Below are 22,609 nucleotides of genomic sequence, written 5' to 3'. Positions count from 1 at the left end.
AAAGTGGGTACCGGTTTTCCGAAAAGGTTATGCTCAAAAAAGTGAGTCTGCCATGACCGCGTTGCCGCTGCTCGACGTCAACGACCTCACGGTGGAATTCGTCACCCGGCGCGGCATCGTCAAGGCGGTGCAGCACGTCAATATCCAGGTGGCCAAGGGCGAGACGCTCGGCATCGTCGGCGAGTCCGGTTCCGGCAAATCCGTCACTTCCTATGCGGTGATGCGCATCCTCGACCGGGCCGGCAAGATCGCCGAAGGCTCGGTTCATTTTTCCGGCGTCGACGTCAAGGCTGCGAGCGAAGATCAGATGCGCGACATGCGCGGCCGCGAAATGTCGATGATTTTTCAGAGCCCGCGGCTCGCGCTCAATCCGATCCGCAAGATCGGCCATCAAATCGAGGACGTGCTGCTGCAGCATGTCCAGGTTGACCACTCCCAGGTGACGGATCGCGCGATTGCGGCGCTCGAACAGGTCAAGATTGCGCGTCCGCGCGAGCGCTATCATGCCTATCCGTTCCAGCTCTCCGGCGGCATGTGCCAGCGGGTCGTGATCGCGCTGGCGCTGGCCTGCGGTCCGCGGCTTCTGATCGCGGACGAGCCGACCACCGGGCTCGATGTCACCACCCAGAAGGCGGTGATGGACCTCGTCGTCGAACTGACCAAACAACGCAACATGTCGACCATCCTGATCACGCATGATCTGGGACTAGCCGCGGCCTATTGCGATCGCGTGGTGGTGATGGAGAAGGGGCATGTGGTCGAAACCGCGCTCTCGTCCAACATTTTCGCCAGGCCCGAACATCCCTATACGCGCAAATTGATGCGGGCCACGCCGCGGCTCGGCGTCTCCTTGCGCGACCTGTTGCCGGAGGAGGAAACTTCTCCAGTCATGACCGCGCCGGCACCGGAGAAGGCGGAGTCTCAGCTCAAGCCCTCCAGCGCCAACGGAGACGCCAAACCGCTTCTCTTGGTCGAGAAACTGGTGAAGGAATATCCGCGCCAGGGCGCGCCGGGGACGCTCGCCAAATTGTTCTCGCGCAAGCCACCGGCCGAACCCGATCTATTTCGCGCTGTCGACGGCATCAGCTTTTCGGTCGGTCACGGCGAAAGCGTCGGCCTTGTCGGCGAATCCGGCTGCGGCAAGTCCACGACCTCGATGATGGTGATGCGGCTGCTCGATCAGACATCGGGCCGCATCATGTTCGATGGTGAGGAGATCGGCGGCATCATGCCCAATGCCTTCGCGCGGCTGCCGCAGCGCAAGAGCATCCAGATGGTGTTTCAGGATCCGACCGACAGCCTCAACCCGCGCTTTACGGCGGTGCGCGCCATCGCGGACCCGATTCTGAGGCTGGGCGGCATCAAAAAGCGCGATGCACTGCGGGCGCGCTGCGAGGAACTCGCCACGCTGGTCGGGTTGCCGCTGCATCTACTCGATCGATTCCCGCATCAGATGTCAGGCGGCCAGAAGGCGCGGGTCGGCATTGCGCGCGCTATCGCGCTCAATCCGAAACTCGTCATCCTCGATGAGCCGACCGCCGCACTCGACGTGTCGGTGCAGGCGGTGGTGCTGAACCTTCTTCAGGACCTCAAGCAATCGCTCGGCATGAGCTATCTGTTCGTCTCCCACGATCTGAACGTGGTGCGGCTGCTGTGTGACCGCGTCATTGTGATGCAGACCGGCAAAATCGTGGAGCAGGGCACGGCCGACCGGGTCTTGGGCGATCCGCAAAATGCCTATACAAGGGAGTTGCTGACGGCTATTCCCCACCCACCGCTGCCAGTCAGCTAGTGGAAGATTGCGACAACAATGGCTAAAGACTCCCTGGACGACTATATCGACGCTGCCTCGAAACTCCTGAGATTGCCGGTCAAGGACGCCTGGAAGCCGGCGGTCCGGGCCAATCTCGAAGTGTCCATGCGCCTCGCGCGGATGGTGGACGAGTTTGAATTTTCCGACGAAGCCGAGCCCGCCAGTGTCTTCACAGCCTGATACCGCATCGGCGGTAATGTCGGCCGACGACATCGCACGCGCCGTCAAGGACAAGAAATTGTCAGCGCTCGAGGCCACCGAGGCCGCGCTGGCGCGAATCGCCAAATACGACGGCGTGCTGAATTCCTTCACCGATGTCACCGCCGAGCGCGCGCAGGCGAAGGCGCGCGCGGTCGATGCGGCGATTGCGGCCGGGGCAAATCCCGGAGCGCTCGCCGGCGTGCCGTTTGCGGTGAAGAACCTGTTCGATGTGAAGGGGCTGGCGACCCGCGCCGGATCGAAGATCAACCGCGATCTTCCCCCCGCATCGCGCGACGCGACGCTGGTCGAGCGGCTGGAGGCTGCCGGCGCTGTGCTGGTCGGCGCGCTCAACATGGGCGAATACGCCTACGACTTCACCGGCGAAAACATTCACGACGGTCCCTCGCGCAATCCGCATGATCCGACACGGATGACCGGCGGTTCCTCCGGCGGTTCCGGCAGCGCGGTCGGCGGCGCGCTGGTGCCGCTGGCGCTGGGCTCCGACACCAACGGCTCGATCCGGGTGCCGTCGTCGTTTTGCGGAATCTTCGGGTTGAAGCCGACCTACGGCCGGCTGTCGCGCGCGCGCTCGTTCCCGTTTGTATTCAGCTTCGACCATGTCGGCCCGCTCGCCCGCAGTGTCGCCGACCTCGCGCTCGCCTATGACGCGATGCAGGGACCGGACGCGGCCGATGCCGCCTGCACGACACGGCCGGTCGAGCCGTCACTGCCGGCACTGGCCCAAGGCATCGGCGATTTGCGCATTGCGGTTGCCGGCGGTTACTTCCAGAAGAACGTGTTTCCCGAGGCGATCGAAGCTGTTGGACGTGTCGCCAGGGCGCTCAAGGTCAATCGCACCGTCGAAATTCCGGAAGCCGCCCGCGCCCGATCGGCGGCTTACGTGATCTCCACATGCGAAGGCGCTTCGCTTCATCTCGACCGCTTGCGCCAACGGCCGGACGATTTCGATCCCGCGGTGCGCGACCGTCTGATCGCCGGCGCGATGATTCCGGCGCCGATGGTCGATCGTGCACAAAAATTCCGGCGCTGGTACCGCGCGCAGGTGATGGAGTTGTTCAAGTCGGTCGACGTCATTCTGGCACCGGCGACGCCTTGCGTCGCGCCGAAACTCGGACAGGTGAATTTCACGCTTGATGGCGTCGAACTGCCGGTTCGCGCCAATATCGGCATTCACACCCAGCCGATCTCTTTCATCGGGTTGCCGGTGGTCGCCGCTCCCGTGCCGCTGGAGCCGATGCCGATCGGCGTCCAGATCATCGCCGCACCGTGGCGCGAAGATATCGCGCTACGCGTGGCGGCGGCATTGGAGCGGGAAGGGGTGGTGGCCGCAGCCGCCCCGAGAGGAATTTGAACATGCAGGTCGATCTTCCCGAAGTGCTGGCCGAGGTGACTGCGCAGTTCGAGCGCTACGAAAAGGCATTGGTGTCTAACGATGTCGCTGTGCTCGACGAATTGTTCCGCAATGATCCGCGCACGCTGCGTTATGGCGGCGGCGAAAATCTCTACGGCTACCAGGAAATCATGGCGTTTCGCGCTGGCCGTTCGCCGATCGGCCTGGGGCGGAGGACCGAACGCACCCTGATCACGACCTATGGCCGGGACATGGCGGTGGCCTCGACCCTGTTCTATCGCGATGCCATGCCCGGCAAGGTCGGGCGGCAGATGCAGACTTGGGTACGCTTTCCGGAGGGCTGGAAAATTGTCGCCGCGCATGTCAGCGTGATCAACGAACCGCAGGATAAGGCATGAGCCTTGACGATCTGCCAGACATTGTTGCGCCGCGCGCCGATCGGCAAGCGCAGACGGGTGCGCGTCCCGGCGGCCGCATCGTGCGCGCCGACAAGCTCACCCGCGCCGAAGAGTTGCGCCAACAGCTCGCCGACGAGATCGTGCGCGGCGACCTGGCGCCGGGAGCGGCGCTGGACGAGACCGATATTGCGCGGCGCTTCAGCGTATCGCGCACGCCGGTGCGCGAGGCCTTGCGGCAGCTCGCAGCGTCGGGCCTGATCGAAGCGCGTGCCCATCGCGGTGCGGTGGTGGCGCAGCCGTCCGTCGAACGTCTAAGCGGCATGTTCGAGGCGATGGCCGAACTTGAAGCTCTGTGCGCGGGGCTTGCGGCAGAACGGATGACGCCCGCCGAGCGCCATCAGCTCGAAGCGATCCACGAGGAATTGCGGGTGCTGAGCCATGCCGGCGATCCCGACCGCTTTCATCAGGTGAACGAACGCTTCCACAGCGCGATCTACGCCGGTTCGCTAAACGGCCATATCGCCGAGATCACGTTGGCGACCCGCAAGCGCGTGCAGCCATTTCGTCGGGCCCAGTTCCGCAATCTGGGTCGGCTGGCGCAGTCGCATGCCGAGCATGATCGCGTGGTGCAGGCCATCCTGCGCGGCGATCGCAACGGCGCTGCGAATGCGATGCGTGCGCATATCGAGCGCGTGCACGGCGAATACGAAATTTACGCCGTTTCGGTGTGAGCGGGCCGCGGGCTTTGTTCTGAGCTTACTTTGCTGCCTGCGTGGTGAAGGCCCGCCAGCCACCGTACGACGAAATGTCCTTCGCGTTGCCGACGTCGGCGGCTTCCACGATAAAACCTTTCACGCCGCGACCATCCTTCAGGCGAACCGTGCCGATCGAGAGCGGTGGCGGAATCGCGGCGACAAATCTGGCGAACTCGGCCGCACGCAGCGCCCATACTTCAAGCGCGACCGGCGTGCCGCTTCCCGCCTCGACGCGCAACATTCCGGGTTTGGGCGGCGTGGTGGGTAACGCAAACAGCCGATAGTCCGGTGCGGTCGAGGTTGCTTCCAATAGCCGTCCGCCATGCGCCTTCAATTCGGCATTGAGCGCCATGCCGGAAAGATGCGCGCCGACCACCGCGATCGGAATCTCGTCGCCCGTCAGATCCAGGCTGAGATCGGCGAGCGGCGGCAGCACAACGCCCTTGGCGCCCAGCGTCAGTTTGGTTTGCGCCTGGAACACACGGCCGATGCTGGCGAGCAGCGCATCCTGCCCGGCGGGCGCGAGCAGCGTGATGCCGAACGGAATTTCGTCCGGCCGGATCGATGACGGCAGTGCAAGGCCGCAGAGGTCGAGCAGGTTGACGAAGTTGGTATAGGTGCCGAGCCGCGAGTTGAGCTCGATCGGATTGGCGAGTACTTGCGCGGTGGAATAGGCGGTCGGTGCGGTCGGCAACACCAGCGCGTCGATCCCGGCGAAGGCGTGCTCGGCGGTGCGGCGCAAGGTCTGCAATCGGTAGAGCGCGGCAAACGTGTCGGCGGCCGATATCCGGCTGCCGGCGATGGTGATCTCCCGCGTCACGGGATGGATCGCATCGGGCGAGGACGCCAGCAGGTTGCGGATCACAAGATAGCGCTCGGTGACCCAGGGCCCTTCGTAGAGCAAGCGCGCGGTCTCGTAGAGCGGCTCGAGGTCGAAACTGACGAGCGTCGCGCCGAGCGCGCGCCACCGCTCCAGCGCGGCGGCGTAGGCTGCCTCCTGCGCCTTGTCGCCGAAGAAGATGAGTTGGCCGTCGCGCGGCACGCCGAGCCGCAATCCGCCGGGAAAAGGACTGAGTTTCGCAAACGAGCGGTCGCGCGAGAACGGATCCGACCTGTCGGGACCGGCCATCACCGAGAGCGCGGCGACCGCATCGTCGACGGTCAGCGAAAACACCGACACGCAGTCGAGCGTTCGGCAGGCCGGCACGACGCCTGCGGTCGGAACGAGGCCAAGGCTCGGCTTCAGTCCGACGATGTTGTTGAGCATCGCCGGCACGCGGCCGGACCCTGCGGTATCGGTGCCGAGTGAGAGCGGCACCAATCCGGTCGAAACCGCCACCGCCGATCCCGAACTCGATCCGCCCGGAATGAGATCGGAACGCATCGGGTTGACGGGAATGCCGTAAGGAGAACGCACGCCGACGAGACCGGTCGCGAACTGGTCGAGATTGGTCTTGCCGATGATGATCGCGCCGGCCTGGCGCAGCCGCGCCACCGACGCCGCGTCGCGCGTCGGGTTGTAAGAGTAGGCCGGGCAGGCGGCGGTGGTCGGCAGTCCCGCCACGTCGATATTGTCCTTCACCGCAACCGGAACGCCGAGCAGCGGAAGCTCGCGCGCGTCCTTTGCGGAGAGTGCCTCGGCCTCAGTGACCGCATCTTTTTCGTCGCGTAGCGAGATGAAGATCGCGGGATCGTTGTGCTCGCGAATCCGCTTGAAGCTGCGCGCCACGGTTTGCGCAGGGGATTGTTGGCCGGCGCGATGTGCGGCAACGATGGCGGCGACGGTTTCGGTCACGCGTAAATCCTGATTGACGAGAGCGTAGGCAAATTTCTCAAGTTGCGAAGCAATTGGTGTGCCATCTGTACATCAGTTAGGCGTTGGCCGTCTTGGCGGATGGCCCTGTCTTATCAATGATTTGACCGGCTCAGACGCCGCCAATAGCACAGCCTTGTATGTCGTGCTGCCGATTTCTCCGGCAGCGCCTTTCCTAGCGCGCGACCTTGCTGGACCCCTGGGTGATCAGGCGCGCAGCGCGCTGGTCGCGGGCATGAATCCATAGCCAGCTGATGGCGACGCTCAGACGATTGCGCAGACCGATCAGGAAGTAGATGTGGGCGATGCCCCAGATCCACCATGCGATCGTGCCGCGCAGCTTGATGGTGCCGAAATCGATCACCGCCTTGCGCTTGCCGATCTGCGCAAGGCTGCCGGCATGGCTGTAGCGAAATGGTGCGGTCGTTTGGCCCGCGAGGCGCGCCTTGATCGCGGCCGCGACATAACGGCCCTGTTGCTTGGCGGCGGGCGCGATGCCGGGCACCGGGTTTCCTTTCGCGTCTGCGATCGACACCGTGTCGCCGATCGCAAAGATGTCGGGATGATCCGGCACGGTCAGGTCAGGCTGAACTTGCAACCGTCCAGCGCGATCGTGAGGGGCCTGCAGCCATTCGGCGGCGCGGGAGGCGCGCACGCCGGCGGCCCAGATCAGGGTTCGCGCCTGCAAAGGCTTGCCGCCGAACACGACGCCGTCGGCGGAGCATTCGGTGACGGGCTGGTTGAGAATGACCTCCACGCCGACCTCTTCGAGCGAACGCTGCGCATAGGCCGAAAGGTCGTCGGGAAAGCCTGCGAGCACGCGCGGGCCGGCTTCGATCAAGACCACCCGCGTCTTGTGGGTATCGATGTTGCGGAAGTCGGGCGGCAAGGTGTCGCGCGCAAGTTCGGCAATGGTGCCGGCGAGTTCGACGCCGGTAGGTCCCGCGCCGATGATCACGAAGGTCAAAAGCGCGGCGCGCCTTTCCGGGTCACTTTCGCGCTCGGCGCGCTCGAAGGCGACGAGGATCCGACGTCGTAGCGTGGTCGCGTCTTCGAGCGTCTTGAGGCCCGGCGCGAACGGCTCCCATTCGTCATGGCCGAAATAGGCGTGGCGTACGCCGGTCGCGAGCACCAAGGTGTCGTAGCCAAGCGTGTCGCCGTCCTCGAGCAGGACGCGCTTGTTGGCCGCGTCGACGCCGTTGACGTTGGCGAACAGCGTTGTGACGTCGCTGCGGTCACGCAGGAGATAGCGGATCGGCCAGGCGATTTCGGACGTCGCGAGCGAGGCGGTCGCGACCTGATAAAGCAGCGGCTGAAAAAGGTGATGGTTGCGGCGGTCGACGAGCGTGATCTCAACCGGCGCGCCCTTTAGCCGCAGTGCGCATTCCAGCCCGCCGAAGCCGGCGCCGACAATCACCACGCGATGGGGTTCCTGCGACACGTTACTCACTCTTCCATTGACGCCCTGATGATATCAGACGTCCGGCGGTAATGCTCGGCGAGAAGTCGAACCGCATCCTGGCTGCGCTGAAGGGAGGCCTCCATGATTTCCTGATGTTCTTTGGCCACGTTGCGCCGTTTTTTGGGCGCGACCTGGCCAATCAGGTTCGGCAGGCGATAGCGTTGGGTTTCGACATAGAGTTGGTCCGCCAGTTCCAGGAGTCTTGGCGAACCGCAGGCCGCGATCAGTGACCGGTGAAACTGATGGTGCCTTTCCTCCATCGCGCTGATCTCGGCCATCTCCAGCTTGCCTGATGCCTGCGACTGCCGTTCGACCTGCCGGCTCAGGGCGTGGAAGGCCGCAACGATGCCCGCCTCCCAGTTGTCGTCACCGTCGCGCATCGAGCGGCGCAGCGCCTCGCTTTCAATCAGGATTCGGGTTTCGGTGGCGTCTTGCATCTCCTCCCGCGACAGCGGCGCGACGGAGAAGCCGCGTAGCGCTGTCGAAAGGACGAGACGCTCCGACTGCAGTCGCATCAAGGCTTCGCGCAGGGGGGAAAAGCTAAATCCATAGCGCTGGCGCAGGGCTTCCAGCCGCAACGGCATTCCCCCCTTGAACGCGCCGGTGACGATGTCGGTGCGCAGGCGTTGATAGGCTGCTTCGCCCAGCGTCGCCGGCTCGTTGGCATCGCCGCCGATCATTCGTTTTTCGCTCCCCGAGGCAACCATGCATCGAATCTCCGGATTGTTTATTTTCGATAATATCGTATATTTTCGAAAATATGTCTTGCGCGCCAGATCTAACTTATTTTATATAATGCCCCGGGAGAGAGCCAATGGCATCACGTCACGAAAATCACCGGGAAAACGTCGCCGGGCGCGCGAATGTCGAGGATACCCCGGAGCTGCTCGCCTATTACGACGAGCTCGACGGCCTCGATACCGGTGCGCTCTGGACAGTCGCCAACAAGATCGAGCCCTGGCAGCCGCGCTCGACGTCGGTTGCCGTGCTGTGGCGCTACGAGGATCTGCGCAAGCATGTGCTTCGATCGGTCGAACTGGTGTCGCCGGAAAAAGCCGGCCGCCGCGTCATCTATCTCAACAATCCCGGCCGCCGGGAGCAGGCGGCCGCCGTGGGGTGGCTGTATTCCGGCCTGCAGGTCATGCATCCCGGAGAGGTGGCCTCGGCACACGCGCATTCGGCCTCCGCGCTTCGCTTCATCATGGAGGGCAAGGGGGCCTACACGATCGTCGATGGCCACAAGCTCACGCTTGGCGCCAATGATTTTGTGCTGACGCCGAACGGCACCTGGCATGAGCACGGCGTTGCCGCCGACGGCACGCCCTGCATCTGGCAGGATGGCCTCGACATTCCGCTCGTCAATGCGCTCGAAGCCAATTTCTATGCGGTGCATCCCAAGATGCAGCAGGACGTCGGCCATCCCGTCGACGATATGGCGCATGCGTGGGGCAATCCCGGCCTGCGGCCCGCCGACACCGAATGGAGCAGGGGATATTCGCCGCTTCTGAAATACGAGTGGGGCCCGACCTACGAGGCGTTGCAGCGCTATGCCGCAGCATCGGGCGGTTCGCCCTATGACGGCCTGCTGATGAACTACGTCAATCCGGTGACCGGCGGTCCTGTCATGCAGACGATTGGCGCGGCCATGCAGATGCTGCGGCCGGGCGAGGCCACGCGCGCGCATCGCCACACCGGCAGCTTCATCTACCAGGTCGCAAAGGGAAGCGGCTACTCGATCATCGATGGAAAGCGTTTCGACTGGAAGGAGCGCGACATCTTCTGCGTTCCGTCCTGGGCCTGGCATGAACACGCCAACGTATCCGGGAGCGAGGACGCCTGTCTGTTCTCCTTCAATGATCTGCCGGTGATGCACGCGCTTGGCCTCTATCGCGAGGAAGCCTTCGGCGACAACGAAGGCCGGCAGCCGCACGCAACCTAGGAATTGAACATGCGTCTCGTGACCTATCGCGCTTCGGTCGAAGCGGCGGCGCGCCTTGGCGCGATCGTTGGTGATGTTGTTGTCGACGTCGAGCAGATCGGCATCCATGCGGGACCGAAACTGCCCTCGTCGATGATTGCCTTCATCGATCTGGGGCCGTCCGCGTTGCCCGTGCTGAAGGACATTCTAGACGATTGCAATGGTCGCTGGCCGGTCGGGGCCACCTTGCCGCTTGCGAATGTGAAGCTGCTGGCGCCGATTCCTCGGCCGCGCAAGAACATCTTCGGTATCGGCCTCAACTATGTCGAACATGTCGCGGAATCATCCCGCGCTCTCGACACGGCGAGCGAACTGCCAAAGCAGCCGATCATCTTTTCCAAGCCGCCAACGAGCGTCATCGGCCCAGACGAGGCGATCGAGCACAACAAGGCGATTACGCAACAGCTCGACTGGGAGGTCGAACTGGCTGTTGTGATCGGCACGACCGCCCGGCGCGTGCCGCAAGCCAAGGCGCTAGACCATGTCTTCGGCTACAGCGTGATGATCGACATCAGCGCGCGCGATAATCGCCGTGCCGGTCAGTGGATCTATTCAAAAGGCCAGGACACCTACGCGCCGTTCGGACCTTGCATCGTCACCTCCGACGAGATCGCCGATCCGCATGTCCTCGACCTCTGGCTCACGGTGAACGGGATCGAAAAGCAGCGCTCCAACACCCGGCACATGCTGTTCACTGTGCCGCTGCTGATCTACGACATTTCGGCTGCGATCACGCTCGAGCCGGGCGACATCATCGCAACCGGCACGCCCGATGGGGTCGGGGCGGGGCGTTCGCCTCAGGAATGGCTCTGGCCTGGCGATGTCGTCGAGGCCGAAGTCTCGGGGATCGGGCGGCTGCGCCATCCGGTCGTTGCAGTCTGAACTGACGGAAGCGAGCAGGGCGATGTTGTTCGACATGGAGAACCTCGAGGCGCAGAGCCGCTACAAGATTCTGACTGCGACCGTGACGCCGCGTCCGATCGCATGGGTTACGACCCTCTCGGACGACGGCGTCATCAACGCGGCACCGTACAGCTTCTTCAACGTGCTGGGACACGAACCGCCGACGCTTGCGCTCGGGCTTCTCGCCGGCAAGGGCCGCTTCAAGGATACGGCGACAAACATCCTCGCAACCGGTGAGTTCGTCGTGAACCTCGTGTCCGAGCGGAATGCCGATGCGATGAACACGACATGTGTCGACGCGCCACCCGAGATCGATGAGTTGGCGCTGGCCGGGTTGATTGCGGTGCCTTCCCACGCGGTTCGTCCGCCGCGTATTGCAGAATCTCCGGTGTCTTTCGAGTGCCGCATCCTGACGTCGATGGTGACCGGACCGCACCAGACCATCGTGATCGGGCGCATCGTCTGCGCCCATGTCGAAGATGCGTTCGTGCAGGACAGGGAGCGTTGCTACATTGACACGCAGGCGTTGCGCCTGATCGGGCGCATGCATGGCAGCGGCTGGTATGCCCGCTGTACCGACCTGTTTCAGTTGGACCGGCCGACCTGGACGCAATTGCAACACGCCCATCCTGCGACAAGCGAGGCGCCATGAGCCCAGCTGCGACAATTATGGCCTCCGCTGACCTGCACTATAATTCTTGCCTTCGTTGGCGATCGCGAATTATGGTGCATGGGGTCGGGAGCATGGTCCGAAGGTCCAAAGAGGGAATCTTTGGTTCGTGCTTGCTGGTGGGCAGTCATTTCGCGCACAAAACAAGCAACCAAAAGCCCAACGCGTCATGACGCGTAAAAGGCAGACGATGTGTGTGCCAGTTGAGGAGGGATACCCAATGAAGACGGCATTCTGGCTTGCGGGCGCCACCGCGCTGGCCTTGAGCTATCCCGCGGCTGCGGCGGACACGATCAAGATCGGATTTGTCTCCACCTTCAGCGGGCCGACCGCCGTGATCGGCAACGACATGCGCAACTCCTTCGAGCTCGCGCTCGATCATCTCGGCCGCAAGATGGCGGGCAAGCCGGTCGAAGTGATCTACGAGGACGATCAGCAGAAGCCGGATGTCGGCAAGCAGAAGACCGAGAAGCTGGTGCAATCCGACAAGGTCGATTTCATCGTCGGCTATATCTGGTCGAACGTGCTGCTCGCTTCGCTCAAGACCGCGGTGGATTCGCAGACCTTCCTGATCTCGGCCAATGCCGGACCGTCGCAGCTCGCCGGCGAACTCTGCTCGCCATATGTGTTCTCGACCTCGTGGCAGAACGACCAGACGCCGGCGGCGATGGGCCTTTACATGAACCAGAGGGGCGTCAAGTCGGTGTTCCTGATCGGCCCGAATTACGCGGCCGGCAAGGATATGCTCGCGGGCGTCAAGAGCACCTTCAAGGGTGAGATCGTCGGCGAGGAATATACGGTGTGGCCGAGCCAGCTCGATTTCTCGGCCGAGTTGAGCAAGGCGCGCAACTCGAAGGCGGAATCGATCTTCGTGTTCTATCCGGGCGCGGCCGGCGTGCAGTTCCTCAATCAATATGCGCAGGCGGGCATCAAGCAGCAGATGCCGCTCTACACCGCGTTCACGGTCGACGAATTGTCGCTGCCGTTGCAGAAGGACAATGCGATCGGCGTTCCCGGTGCGCAGGAATGGGTGAACGACCTGCCGAACGAACAGAACAAGCGGTTCGTCCAGGATTACAAGAAATATGCGCCGGCGCGCCCGACCTACTATGGCGCGCAGGCCTATGACGCCGCGCAACTCATCAACAGCGCCGTGGCCGCGGTGAATGGCGATACCTCGAAGAAAGACGCGATGAAGGCGCAGATGGAGAAGGCCGACTTCAAGTCGCTGCGCGGTCCCTACAAATACGGCAACAACCACATTCCGATCCAGAATTTCTATTTGCAGGATGTGGTGAAGGACGCCGACGGCACGCTGTCGCTCAAGACCGTCGCCACCATCGTCAAGGACAATCAGGATAACTTCCACGACAAGTGCTCGATGAAGTAGCCCGGAACTTGCTTTAAGTTTAAAGCATCTGATAGATGGCAGTGGCGATCTCGCTGAGATGAACTTCGACAAGTGAACACTCGGAGCGGATCCACATGAGAACGGCAGTTTGGCTTGTGGGTATGCTGATAATTGCTGTTGCCGGGCCTGCCACGGCGGCGGACACCATCCGAATCGGTTTCGTCAACACCTTCAGCGGTCCGGCCGCCGCGATCGGCATCGACGCCCGCAACGCATTCGAACTGGCGCTCGATCATCTTGGCCGCCGGATGGCCGGCAAGCCGGTCGAAGTGATCTATGAGGACGACCAGCAGAAACCGGATGTCGGCAAGCAGAAGACCGAGAAGCTGATCCAGTCCGATCATGTCGACTTCATCGCCGGCTACAACTGGTCGAATGTGCTGCTCGCTTCGCTCAAGCCTGCGGTCGATTCGAAGACCTTCCTGATCGGCATCAATGCGGGGCCTTCGCAGCTCGCGGGCGAGTTGTGCTCGCCATATGTTTTCCTGATCTCGTTTCAGAACGACCAGACGCCGGCCGCGATGGGTCTCTACATGAATCAGAAGGGCATCAAATCCGTCTTTCTGATCGGCCCGAATTATGCGGCCGGAAAAGACCGCCTGGCCGGCTTCAGGACCACGTTCAAGGGCGAGGTTCTTGGCGAGGAATATACGGTGTGGCCGACCCAGCTTGATTTTTCGGCGGAGCTGTCGAAGGCGCGCAACTCGAAAGCGGAATCGATGTTCGTGTTCTTTCCCGGCGCGGCCGGCGTGCAATTCCTCAATCAGTATGTGCAGGCCGGGATGAAGCGGCAGGTTCCTCTTTATACGGACGGCACGATCGACGAATTGTCGTTGCCGCTGCAAAAGGAAAACGCCCTCGGCATTCTCGGCGCGATCGAATGGGTGAACGACCTGCCCAACGACGAGAACAAGCGCTTCGTTTCCGACTATCGCAGAAAGCACCCCGACTTGCGTCCAAGCGCGTACGGGGCGCAGGCCTACGATGCGGCACTGCTGATCAATAGCGCGGTGGTTGCGGTAAAGGGCGACCTCAGCCAGAAGGACGCGATGAAGGCGGAAATGGAGAAAGTCAACTTCAAGTCGGTGCGCGGCTCTTTCAAGTACGGCAACAATCACGTTCCGATCCAGAACTTCTATCTGCAGGATGTTGTGAAGGATGCCGACGGCACTTTGTCGCTCAAGACCGTCGCCACCATCGCGAAGGACGATCAGGATCGCTATCACGACAGATGTCCGATGAAATGAGCACGGATTTTGCTTGGGGAATGCGGCAGCGTTAAAGCGCTGCCGCATTTTCTTCGACCTTCCCGTCCGGGAGGGGTGGGATGAGGTCGACAAGACCGAAATTGGGGGTTGTCTCGAACAAACATGCTGCTGGTCGTCGAACAATTCCTGAACGGGCTGCAATTCGGCCTTTTGCTGTTCCTGCTGGCGGCGGGGCTGACGCTCGTCTTCGGGATCATGGACCTCGTCAATCTCGCCCACGGCTCGCTCTACATGATGGGCGCGTATTTCGCGGCGACCTTCGTCGCTTGGAGCGGTAACTTCGTCATCGGCATCGTGCTGGCGCTTGGCGCCACGCTGCTGCTTGGAATCGTGCTGGAGGTGGTCGCGTTAAGGCATCTCTACGGCCGCGACCATCTCGACCATGTGCTCGCGACCTTCGGGCTGATCCTGTTTTTCAACGATATGGTGCGGCTGATCTGGGGCCCGGCGGGTCTGGCGCTGCCACTGCCGGCCTGGCTCACCGTGCCGGTGCAGATCGTTCCGGGCGTGTTTTACCCTGCCTATCGGCTGGCGATCATCGCGGTCGCGCTCGCTGTCGCGGCGATGCTTTATGTGGTCGTGATGCGCACCCGCGTCGGCATGCTGATCCGCGCCGGCGCCTCGAACCGTGAGATGATCGGCGCGCTCGGCATCAACATCAAGCTGCTGTACACGTTGGTGTTCGGCCTTGGCGCGGCGCTCGCCGGCCTTGCCGGGCTGATGCAGGCGCCGATTCTTACCGTGCAGATCGGTATGGGCGAGAACATTCTCATTCTCGCCTTCGTCGTCATCGTCATCGGCGGCATCGGTTCGATCCGCGGCGCCTTTGTTGCTGCGATCCTCGTGGGCATGATCGATACGCTCGGCCGCGCGTTCCTGCCCGATCTCTTGCGGCGCATCCTGAGTTCGGCGGCGGCCTCGACCGCGGCGCCGGCACTGTCGTCGATGCTGATCTATCTTCTGATGGCGATCGTGCTGGTGGCAAGGCCGGAGGGGCTGTTTCCGGCCAACCGTCGATGACCGCCATGCTCAACGCCCGCAATGTCGTCGCGGCGATTGTTGTCGCCGGTCTGTTGGCGCTGCCGCTGTTCTCGCAAGCAACCGGCAACGTCTTCCTGCTGACGCTGTTCACGCGCATCGTGATCTTCGCGCTCGCCGCCGTCAGCCTCAACCTCATCATGGGCTACGGCGGCATGATGAGCTTCGGCCACGCCGCCTATCTCGGCATCGGCGGCTATGCGGTCGGCATTCTCGCCGCCGAGGGCTTCGGTTCCGGTTTCATCCAGTGGCCGGTCGCGCTGCTCGCCTCAGCCCTGTTTGCGCTGGTGATCGGCGCGTTGTCGCTGCGTACCCGCGGCGTCTATTTCATCATGATCACGCTCGCCTTTGCGCAGATGGCCTATTACGTCGCCTCCAGCCTGTCGCGCTACGGCGGCGACGACGGGCTGACGATCTACAAGCGCTCTACCTTCGGCGGCCTGATCAACCTCTCCAACCGCGTGCAGTTTTATTACGTCTGCCTGTTCTGCCTGCTGGGCGGCGTGTTTCTGGTCTGGCGCATCGTCAATTCGCGCTTCGGGCTGGTCGTGCAGGGCTTGCGTTCGAACGAGCAGCGCATGCAGGCGATAGGCTTCCCGGCGACGCGGTATCAGCTCGTTTGCTTCGTCATATCGGGCACCATGTGCGGATTGGCCGGCGCGCTGCTTGCCAACAACACCGATTTCATCAGTCCGGCCGTGATGTACTGGACCCGTTCCGGCGATCTCATGGTCATGGTTATCCTGGGCGGCATGGGTTCGCTATTCGGTCCAGTCGTTGGCGCGGTCGTCTATCTTTTGCTGGAGGAATTCCTGTCGCAGGTCACGGAATACTGGGCGATGATCATGGGGCCGCTGCTGCTCCTGATCGTGCTGTTCGGACGCGGCGGCATCATGGGTCTGATCGGGAGGTTCTCCCGTGGCTGAACCGTTGCTCCGCATCGAAAATCTCGTCCGTCGTTTTGGCGGCATCGTCGCGACCGACAATCTTTCGCTCGATATTGCGAAAGGCGAATTGCACGCCATCATCGGGCCGAACGGCGCCGGCAAGACCACGCTGATCAGCCAGTTGATCGGCCAGTTGTGCCCGACCGCCGGCACCATCCGCTTTGCCGGGCAGGACGTCACCCATCTGCCGGCCTGGAAACGCAGTCATCTCGGGCTCGCGCGATCGTTCCAGATCACCTCACTGCTGCCGAACTTCACCGCCGCCGACAACGTCGCGCTCGCGGCGCAAGCCCGCGACGGTCATTCGTTCCGTTTCTTCGGCAATGCGCGCAAGGAGAAAAGCCTTCGCGCAACCGCGCTGGCCGCGCTGGAACGTGTCGGGCTCGCGGGTCGCGCCGATGTCGCGGTCTCGCAGCTGAGCCATGGCGAGCAACGCGAGCTCGAACTCGCGGTGGCGCTCGCCACGCAGCCGCAATTGCTGCTGCTCGATGAGCCGATGGCCGGGCTTGGCGCCACCGAGTCCGCGCGCATGGTGAAACTGCTCGCTGATTTGCGGAAGGAAGTCACGATCGTGCTGGTCGAGCATGACATGAACGCGGTGTTCGCGCTCGCCGACCGCATCACGGTGCTGGTCTATGGGCGCGTGATCGCCTCCGACGTTCCGGCCGTGATCCGCGGCAATGAGGAGGTCAAGCGCGCCTATCTCGGCGACCAGCATGTGGTGACCAGCCATGGCTAAGGAAACGTCGGCTGACGCGATGCCGCTGCTCGAAGTCGATTCCATCGAGACCTGCTACGGTCTGAGCCAGGTATTGTTCGGCCTGTCGCTGTCGATCCAAAAGGGCGAGATGGTCGCCCTGATGGGCCGCAACGGCATGGGCAAGACCACGACGGTGCGTTCGATCATGGGCCTGACTGCGCCGCGCGCAGGCAACGTCCGCTTCGATGGCCGCGAGGTCCGGGGCCTGCCGGCATTTCGCATCGCGCAGCTCGGGATCGGGCTTGTGCCGGAGGGCCGCCAGATCTTTCCGAATCTCACCGTGCGCGAAAATCTCGTCGCCGCTTCGGCCAATCGCCTCTCTTCCGATGATCCCTGGACTCTGGAAAAAATCCACGCGCTGTTTCCGCGGCTCGCCGAGCGCGGCAACAACATGGGCAATCAGCTCTCCGGCGGCGAGCAGCAGATGCTCGCGATTGGGCGCGCGCTGATGACCAATCCGCGACTGCTCATTCTCGACGAGGCCACGGAAGGGCTGGCGCCGCTGATCCGGGAGGAAATCTGGAATTGCTTGTCGATGTTGAAGGCGCGCGGGCAGTCGGTGCTGGTGATCGACAAGAATGTCGAGAACCTCGCCCGCATCGCTGACCGCCATTACATCATCGAGCGCGGGCGCAGTGTTTGGAACGGTACATCCGAACAGCTGGTCGCGGAGCCCGATCTGCAGCACCGCTATCTCGGAATTTGAGTGGCGCGCCTAGATTGCCTCTGCGGCGTCCAGAATTTTTCATGAGAAAAGGCTTCTTCTCCACGCGGCGGATGAAGCATTCTGTTGTCGCGTGATCGCCGATTGCGATTGGCTTTAACTCCGATTTGACAGCGTATTTTTCGCTGATCTTGATCTCCGTTCCAGCTTCAGGTTTCGGGGGTTTCGATGCATTGGAAAATTCGCGGCGACGTCGTCTCAAGGGGCGGACGCGCGTCGGCCAGATACGCTTCATCCGTTGTCGTCGCATCCAGCGTCATCTTCGGAATGGCCGCGGGGGCGCGCGCCGAGGATGCGGCCGGGCTGCAACGGCTGGAAGCAAAGATTCAACAACTCGAAGATCGGCACGAGAGCGAGATCAAAACCTTGCAGGCCGAGATCAGGCGACTGCGAAGGGAAAAACCGGCCCCAGTCGCAGCCTCGCGTCCGCCCGTCACGCAACCGGCGGCAACGCGCGCGGCCACCGAGCCAGCTTCGACTATTCTGCCGGCCGGTCTGCCGCCGCCAGCGACGCCAGCCAAGGTGCTGATGACCTACGATCGTGGTTATCACTTCGGCTTTTCGGACGCGACCGGCGACAACACCGTCGAGCTGTTCGGTCGTCTCCAGGTCGATACCGGCGGCTATACGAACTACAATCCGGGACCGGAGACGCTCGACCGCAAGGGCCTGTCCGACGGCCTCGATCTGCGCCGCGCCCGTATCGGCGTGATCGGCACCTTCATGAGCGACTGGCACTATGCGTTCGTTTACGATCTCGGCAATTCGTCGGACTCCAGCAACATCAACAACGCGCTCGCCAGCGCCAACGCGAGCACGAGCCCAACGACGAGCAACACGTTCCTGTCCGGCGTGGAGAACGCGTTCATCACCTACAACGGCCTCTACAGCCACGGCCAACAGTTCCCGGTCGCGTTTGACTTCGGCATCATGGACGTGCCGTGGACGATGGAGGAGGCGACCAGTTCCAACGACATCATGTTCATGGAGCGCTCGACCGCGCAGGTGATCGCCACCACCTTCGGCGGCGGCGACTTCAGATCCGCGATCGACGTGCGTTCCAACAACGACCGTTACTGGCTCGGCCTGTATTTGACCGGTCCCAACGCCGGCGCGCTGCACACCGCCGGCGCCTCCTGCAACACCGGCACGTCAGCGATTACCGCCGGCACGCCCTGCGTGACCAGCGCACAGATGACCGGCAATGGACCGCAACTGGCGTTCCTCGCGCGCGGCGCCTATCAGGTGATCCAGCAAAAGGACGCGTCCTTCCACCTCGGTTTCAACTACGCCAACCTGTTTGAACCGAGCATCGGCCCGAACCTGCAGGCGGTCTCGCTCTCGGACCGGCCCGAGCTTCGCGTCGATCCGACCTCGTTCCTGGCGACCGGCAATATTCCGGCAAGTGGCGGCCAGGTGTTCGGCGTCGAAGTCGCGGGCACCTACAAGAACTTCTTCGCCCAAGGCGAATATTATCACTACACCATCGATACACGTGCGGCGGTGCCAACCTCGCCGGGCAATTTGCAGGGCGGCGTCGCCGGTCCCACGCTCAATTTCGACGGCGGCTATGTGCAGGCGAGTTACAGCATCGGTGGTGTCAGACACTACGATCCGACCCGTGGCGCCTATACCGGCGTGATTCCGGAAGCGCCGATGATATGGGGCGGTGCCGGCTGGGGCGCGTTCGAATTTGCGACGCGCTTCACCGTCGTCAATCTCAACAGCCCGTATCTGACGACTTCGGTACTTGGCCCCGCTTATTCGGCGCCCGGTGTTTTTACCGGCGGCACCACGACCTATGGCGGAGGCAAGGAAACCAGTTACGGCATCGGGCTGAACTGGTATCCGAACCTCAACATGAAATTCATGCTCGATTACGAGCACGTCGTCGTCGACAATCCGCAATTTTTCGGCGGGCCGAACTACCGCGGCGCCACCGTCGACTGGGTCGGCGCGCGCACGCAGCTGGTGTTTTGATTATCCAGCGTGGGGAGGGAAGGCTGCAGCGAGGCGAAAGCCAGGGCGGGGGCGTTTTCAAGTAAACCCCCACCCCGACGCTCATTGCATTCGCGTCGACCCTCCCCGCAAGGGGGAGGGATAAGATCGCGCGAACTCAAAACATCTCGAAGTATTCGCGCTGCTCCCAGTCCGAGACTTCGGCCTGGAAACGTTCGAGTTCGGCGTTTTTGATGTGCAGATAGTAGTCGACAAAGCCGGCGCCGAGTTTTTCGCGGAAGAATGTATCGTCCTTCAGCGCGTCGAGCGCCTCGCGCAAGGTTTTCGGCAGCGCCGGCGCTTGCATTTCGTAGGGCGTGTCGGCTGGTGGCGGCGGATCGAGCGCGCGGTCGATGCCGTCGAGACCGGCGAGAATCTGCGAAGCCATGTAGAGATAGGGATTGGCGGCGGGCTCGCCGATGCGGTTTTCCAGCCGGGTGGCCGGATCATTCGCGCCGCCAAGCATGCGCACCATCACGCCGCGGTTGTCGCGGCCCCAGATCGCGCGGTCCGGCGCCAGCGAATAAGCGCGATAGCGCTTGTAGCCGTTGATCGTCGGCGTCGCGAACAGCGCCGAGGCGCGTGCGTGCGCCAACAGGCCAGCGAGATAATGGCGGCCGAGCGGGCTCAAGGGCGCATCGCCTTGCTTGTCGTCTTCTTTCGCCATGAACGCGTTCTCGCTCGTTCCGCGCGAGACCAGCGACTGATGCAGATGCCAGCCGGAGGCGAATACGTTCGGCAGTTTCGGCCGGCACATGAAGGTCGCATGATAGCCGTGCCGGTGCGCGATCTGCTTCACGGCGCTGCGAAACAGCACCATGGTGTCGGCGGGCTCAAGCCCCTTCCTCGGCGCAAAGGTGAATTCGCACTGGCTCGGGCCGAATTCCACCTCGACGGAGCGCAAGGGCAGGCCGAGCGCGAGAATGTCACGCCGGATGAGATCGAGCACCGGCGCCATCTGGTCGTAGCGTTGCTCGGTCAGATATTGATAGCCGTGCGAGAGCAGGCTGACGTCGGGCGGTCGGCCGGGCTGTCCGGCGTCCTCCGGCGACATCCTCGCGTCTTCGAGCTTGAAGATGTGAAACTCGACTTCAAGGCCGGCGACGAAATCGAGGCCGCGTTGTCCGAGTTGATCGAGAACTTTCCGGAACAGGTGCCGCGTCGCAAACGGCACCGCGCGCCCGTCGGCAAAATAGACGTCGCACAACAGCCAGCCGGTCGCAGGCGCCCACGGCAGCACGCGAAAACTTGTGGGGTCGGCGACCATCAGCACATCGGCCGCGCCCTCCATCTCCGGCATGCCGAAGCCGCCGCCGGAGGTGAACACCGGAAATACCGTGCGGTGCGCGGTGTCCTTGGCGAACATCGTCGTTGTGATGGTGCAGCCGCTCTCGAGCGAGGCGATCGCCTCGCTTGCGACCAAAGTTTTGCCGCGGAGAATGCCGTGCTGGTCGGGAAAGCCCAGGCGAATGGTTTCGAGCTTTTGTTCCTCGACAATGCGGCGAAGACGGCTCGCCGCCTCTTTCTGCTCGCCGGACCACAGGCCATGACGTTCGACGAAATTCAACGCGGTACTCCCGACATTGGCGGCCTCATGGTTCGAGACGCGCTAACGCGCTCCTCACCATGAGGGGCGGTGACCTCATCCTGAGGAGCGCGCCTTTGCGCGCGTCTCGAAGGATGAGCTAGGCGATTCATCACACCACCCTCAGATGCGGAGCCTTGTCGTCGATTTCTGCGGTCACTGGCGCTGCCCATGGCGCGCCGCGACGGCGCTTGACGTCGACTTCCATCCAGAAGGTTTCCCAGCCGCGCGTCGGTCCGATACCGTCCATCGTCGCCGGGCCCTGAATGCTCCTGGCATGTGCCGCATCGAGGAACATGAACGGCTTTTCGCCTTTGGCTGCCTTGTCGATCTCCTGGCGCAGCAGGCGGCGATACTGCACGATCGCCTTGTCGGCGGTGCCGAGATGCTCGCGGGTACGATCCTGGATCGGGCCCATCGATTCCACCGCCCACTGGTCGTGCACGTTGATGTCACTGCCCATGCCGGTATAGGTCTCGGTCTCCTGTTCGTGCGGATCGAAGCCATAGTCGTTGGTCTTGTTCTTGCGCGACTTGTAGTCCGGCAATTCGTAGAGTTCGAGGCGCTGCTCGCGCATCTTCTTCTTGTCGACCGGCGCGGCGTAACTCGTGAAGATCGCGTACCAGTAGCAATTTTCGTCATCGAGGGGCACATGCCACTGCGTGATCGTCATTTCCGTGCTCATGGGAATGACGAAGGCATGCGGGAAAAGCTGGTTGGTGACGCGCACATGCGTGCGCTCGTCGTCGATTTCGCGCAGCGCAATCAGCCGCAGTCCGTATTCGGTCTGCTCGACATTGATGATCGGCCGGTCATATTCGCGCAGGATTCTTGTCATCGGCAGGTCAGTGCCGGAAGAGGCGCCGCGGAACTGGCGGCCGTACGCCGCGGAAGTGTCCTCGTCCTCGAAGAAGCGATGCAGGAAGGAAGCGTGCGAAGGGTCGATGCCGACTTCAAGCGCCTGCAACCAGTTGCAGCCGATATGGCCCTTGAACGCGAACGTATGACTGCCGGGCGCGACGAAGCAGTCGATCTCCGGGAAGGCCGGTGGTTCGCCTTCGCCGAGCCAGGCCCAGAGGATGCCGCCTTTTTCCACCACCGGATAAGCGCGCTGCTTGATGCCACGGCAGAGATTGGAGCCCTTCGGTTCGGCAGGGGTCTCCAGGCATTGGCCGGACGCGTCGAACAGCCAGCCATGAAAGGCACAACGCAGGCCGCCATGTTCGAGCCGGCCGAAGGCGAGGTCGGCGCCGCGATGCGCGCAGTGACGCTCGATCAGGCCGTAACGCCCTTCTTCGTCGCGAAACAGCACGAGGTCTTCGCCGAGCAGTTTGACCGGGCGAACCGGCCGTGGGCCTTCGAGTTCGTCGAGCAGCGCCGCCGGCTGCCAGTACATCCGCATCAGCTTGCCGCAAGGGTCTTTCGGGCCGGTGCGGGTGATCAGGTCGTTCTGTTCCTGGCTCATCATGGCGCGTTACCTCATCCTAAAAAGGCTTGCGATGGAAGGCAGTCG

20 protein-coding genes are annotated in these 22,609 nt (G+C 62.8%); 15 read left to right on the top strand and 5 right to left on the bottom strand.

The features are described from left to right. Positions 1-52: 52 nt before the first annotated feature. The 5 genes from BUA38_RS11020 to BUA38_RS11000 are packed head-to-tail and all read left to right on the top strand — an operon-like array spanning position 53 to position 4,515. Positions 53-1,792 (top strand): dipeptide ABC transporter ATP-binding protein, encoded by a 1,740-nt coding sequence (locus BUA38_RS11020; RefSeq protein ID WP_072817956.1) that lies wholly within the window; start codon positions 53-55, stop codon positions 1,790-1,792. Positions 1,793-1,810: 18 nt separating this feature from the next. After that, positions 1,811-1,993: a DUF4089 domain-containing protein gene (locus BUA38_RS11015; RefSeq protein WP_072817955.1), complete on the top strand. Its 183-nt coding sequence runs from the start codon at positions 1,811-1,813 to the stop codon at positions 1,991-1,993. Between the two features lie 16 nt (positions 1,994-2,009). Then, the gene (locus tag BUA38_RS11010; protein ID WP_156898943.1) at positions 2,010-3,386 is read left to right on the top strand and encodes an AtzE family amidohydrolase; all 1,377 of its coding nucleotides are present in this window, start codon (positions 2,010-2,012) and stop codon (positions 3,384-3,386) included. 2 nt (positions 3,387-3,388) lie between these two features. After that, the gene (hpxZ, locus tag BUA38_RS11005; protein WP_072817953.1) at positions 3,389-3,784 is read left to right on the top strand and encodes an oxalurate catabolism protein HpxZ; all 396 of its coding nucleotides are present in this window, start codon (positions 3,389-3,391) and stop codon (positions 3,782-3,784) included. Further along, positions 3,781-4,515, top strand: a complete 735-nt coding sequence (locus tag BUA38_RS11000) for a GntR family transcriptional regulator (RefSeq protein WP_072817952.1) — start codon at positions 3,781-3,783, stop codon at positions 4,513-4,515. The genes hpxZ and BUA38_RS11000 overlap by 4 nt, the downstream gene beginning before the upstream one ends. A 25-nt stretch (positions 4,516-4,540) precedes the next feature. Here the strand turns inward: BUA38_RS11000 and atzF are convergent, their stop codons facing one another. From atzF to BUA38_RS10985, 3 genes are all read right to left on the bottom strand, one after another. After that, a complete protein-coding gene (gene atzF, locus BUA38_RS10995) occupies positions 4,541-6,334 on the bottom strand; it encodes an allophanate hydrolase (RefSeq protein ID WP_072817951.1) in 1,794 nt (597 codons plus the stop codon). Positions 6,335-6,527: 193 nt separating this feature from the next. Next, the gene (locus BUA38_RS10990; RefSeq protein ID WP_072817950.1) at positions 6,528-7,793 is read right to left on the bottom strand and encodes an NAD(P)/FAD-dependent oxidoreductase; all 1,266 of its coding nucleotides are present in this window, start codon (positions 7,791-7,793) and stop codon (positions 6,528-6,530) included. Positions 7,794-7,798: 5 nt separating this feature from the next. Continuing rightward, entirely contained in the window at positions 7,799-8,494 is a 696-nt protein-coding gene (locus BUA38_RS10985) for a GntR family transcriptional regulator (RefSeq protein WP_156898490.1), read from the bottom strand. 134 nt (positions 8,495-8,628) lie between these two features. On the opposite strand from BUA38_RS10985, the gene BUA38_RS10980 reads away from it, so the two are divergent. The 10 genes from BUA38_RS10980 (at position 8,629) to BUA38_RS10935 (ending at position 19,493) form a co-directional block, all read left to right on the top strand. Further along, positions 8,629-9,753: a cupin domain-containing protein gene (locus BUA38_RS10980; protein WP_072817948.1), complete on the top strand. Its 1,125-nt coding sequence runs from the start codon at positions 8,629-8,631 to the stop codon at positions 9,751-9,753. Positions 9,754-9,762: 9 nt separating this feature from the next. After that, positions 9,763-10,674, top strand: coding sequence for a fumarylacetoacetate hydrolase family protein (locus BUA38_RS10975; protein ID WP_072817947.1), 912 nt, complete (start codon positions 9,763-9,765; stop codon positions 10,672-10,674). Between the two features lie 22 nt (positions 10,675-10,696). Next, on the top strand, positions 10,697-11,347 hold the full coding sequence (locus BUA38_RS10970) for a flavin reductase family protein (RefSeq protein ID WP_072826021.1): 651 nt from the start codon (positions 10,697-10,699) through the stop codon (positions 11,345-11,347). 238 nt (positions 11,348-11,585) lie between these two features. Then, complete coding sequence (locus tag BUA38_RS10965) at positions 11,586-12,755, top strand: ABC transporter substrate-binding protein (RefSeq protein ID WP_072817946.1); 1,170 nt, start codon at positions 11,586-11,588, stop codon at positions 12,753-12,755. 95 nt (positions 12,756-12,850) lie between these two features. Further along, positions 12,851-14,023 (top strand): ABC transporter substrate-binding protein, encoded by a 1,173-nt coding sequence (locus BUA38_RS10960; protein ID WP_072817945.1) that lies wholly within the window; start codon positions 12,851-12,853, stop codon positions 14,021-14,023. Positions 14,024-14,146: 123 nt separating this feature from the next. Further along, entirely contained in the window at positions 14,147-15,064 is a 918-nt protein-coding gene (locus BUA38_RS10955) for a branched-chain amino acid ABC transporter permease (protein WP_072817944.1), read from the top strand. After that, a complete protein-coding gene (locus BUA38_RS10950; RefSeq protein WP_072817943.1) occupies positions 15,061-16,008 on the top strand; it encodes a branched-chain amino acid ABC transporter permease in 948 nt (315 codons plus the stop codon). Before BUA38_RS10955 ends, BUA38_RS10950 begins: the two co-directional genes overlap by 4 nt. After that, positions 16,001-16,768, top strand: a complete 768-nt coding sequence (locus BUA38_RS10945) for an ABC transporter ATP-binding protein (protein ID WP_072817942.1) — start codon at positions 16,001-16,003, stop codon at positions 16,766-16,768. The genes BUA38_RS10950 and BUA38_RS10945 overlap by 8 nt, the downstream gene beginning before the upstream one ends. Beyond that, complete coding sequence (locus BUA38_RS10940; protein WP_072817941.1) at positions 16,761-17,495, top strand: ABC transporter ATP-binding protein; 735 nt, start codon at positions 16,761-16,763, stop codon at positions 17,493-17,495. The genes BUA38_RS10945 and BUA38_RS10940 overlap by 8 nt, the downstream gene beginning before the upstream one ends. 186 nt (positions 17,496-17,681) lie before the next feature. After that, positions 17,682-19,493 carry an OprO/OprP family phosphate-selective porin gene (locus BUA38_RS10935; protein ID WP_072817940.1) on the top strand — a complete coding sequence of 604 codons (1,812 nt, stop codon included), beginning with the start codon at positions 17,682-17,684 and terminating at the stop codon, positions 19,491-19,493. Between the two features lie 136 nt (positions 19,494-19,629). Here BUA38_RS10935 and BUA38_RS10930 read toward each other — a convergent pair whose 3' ends face one another. Both BUA38_RS10930 and BUA38_RS10925 read right to left on the bottom strand, forming a co-directional pair. After that, positions 19,630-21,078: a glutamine synthetase family protein gene (locus BUA38_RS10930; protein WP_072817939.1), complete on the bottom strand. Its 1,449-nt coding sequence runs from the start codon at positions 21,076-21,078 to the stop codon at positions 19,630-19,632. A 130-nt stretch (positions 21,079-21,208) separates the two neighbouring features. After that, complete coding sequence (locus tag BUA38_RS10925; protein ID WP_072817938.1) at positions 21,209-22,564, bottom strand: aromatic ring-hydroxylating dioxygenase subunit alpha; 1,356 nt, start codon at positions 22,562-22,564, stop codon at positions 21,209-21,211. Positions 22,565-22,609 lie beyond the last annotated feature (45 nt).

The organism is Bradyrhizobium erythrophlei, assembly GCF_900142985.1.
Lineage (GTDB): Bacteria > Pseudomonadota > Alphaproteobacteria > Rhizobiales > Xanthobacteraceae > Bradyrhizobium > Bradyrhizobium erythrophlei_B.
Note: the sequence above shows the minus strand (reverse complement) of the source record. Positions and strands in the feature narration are given on the sequence as shown.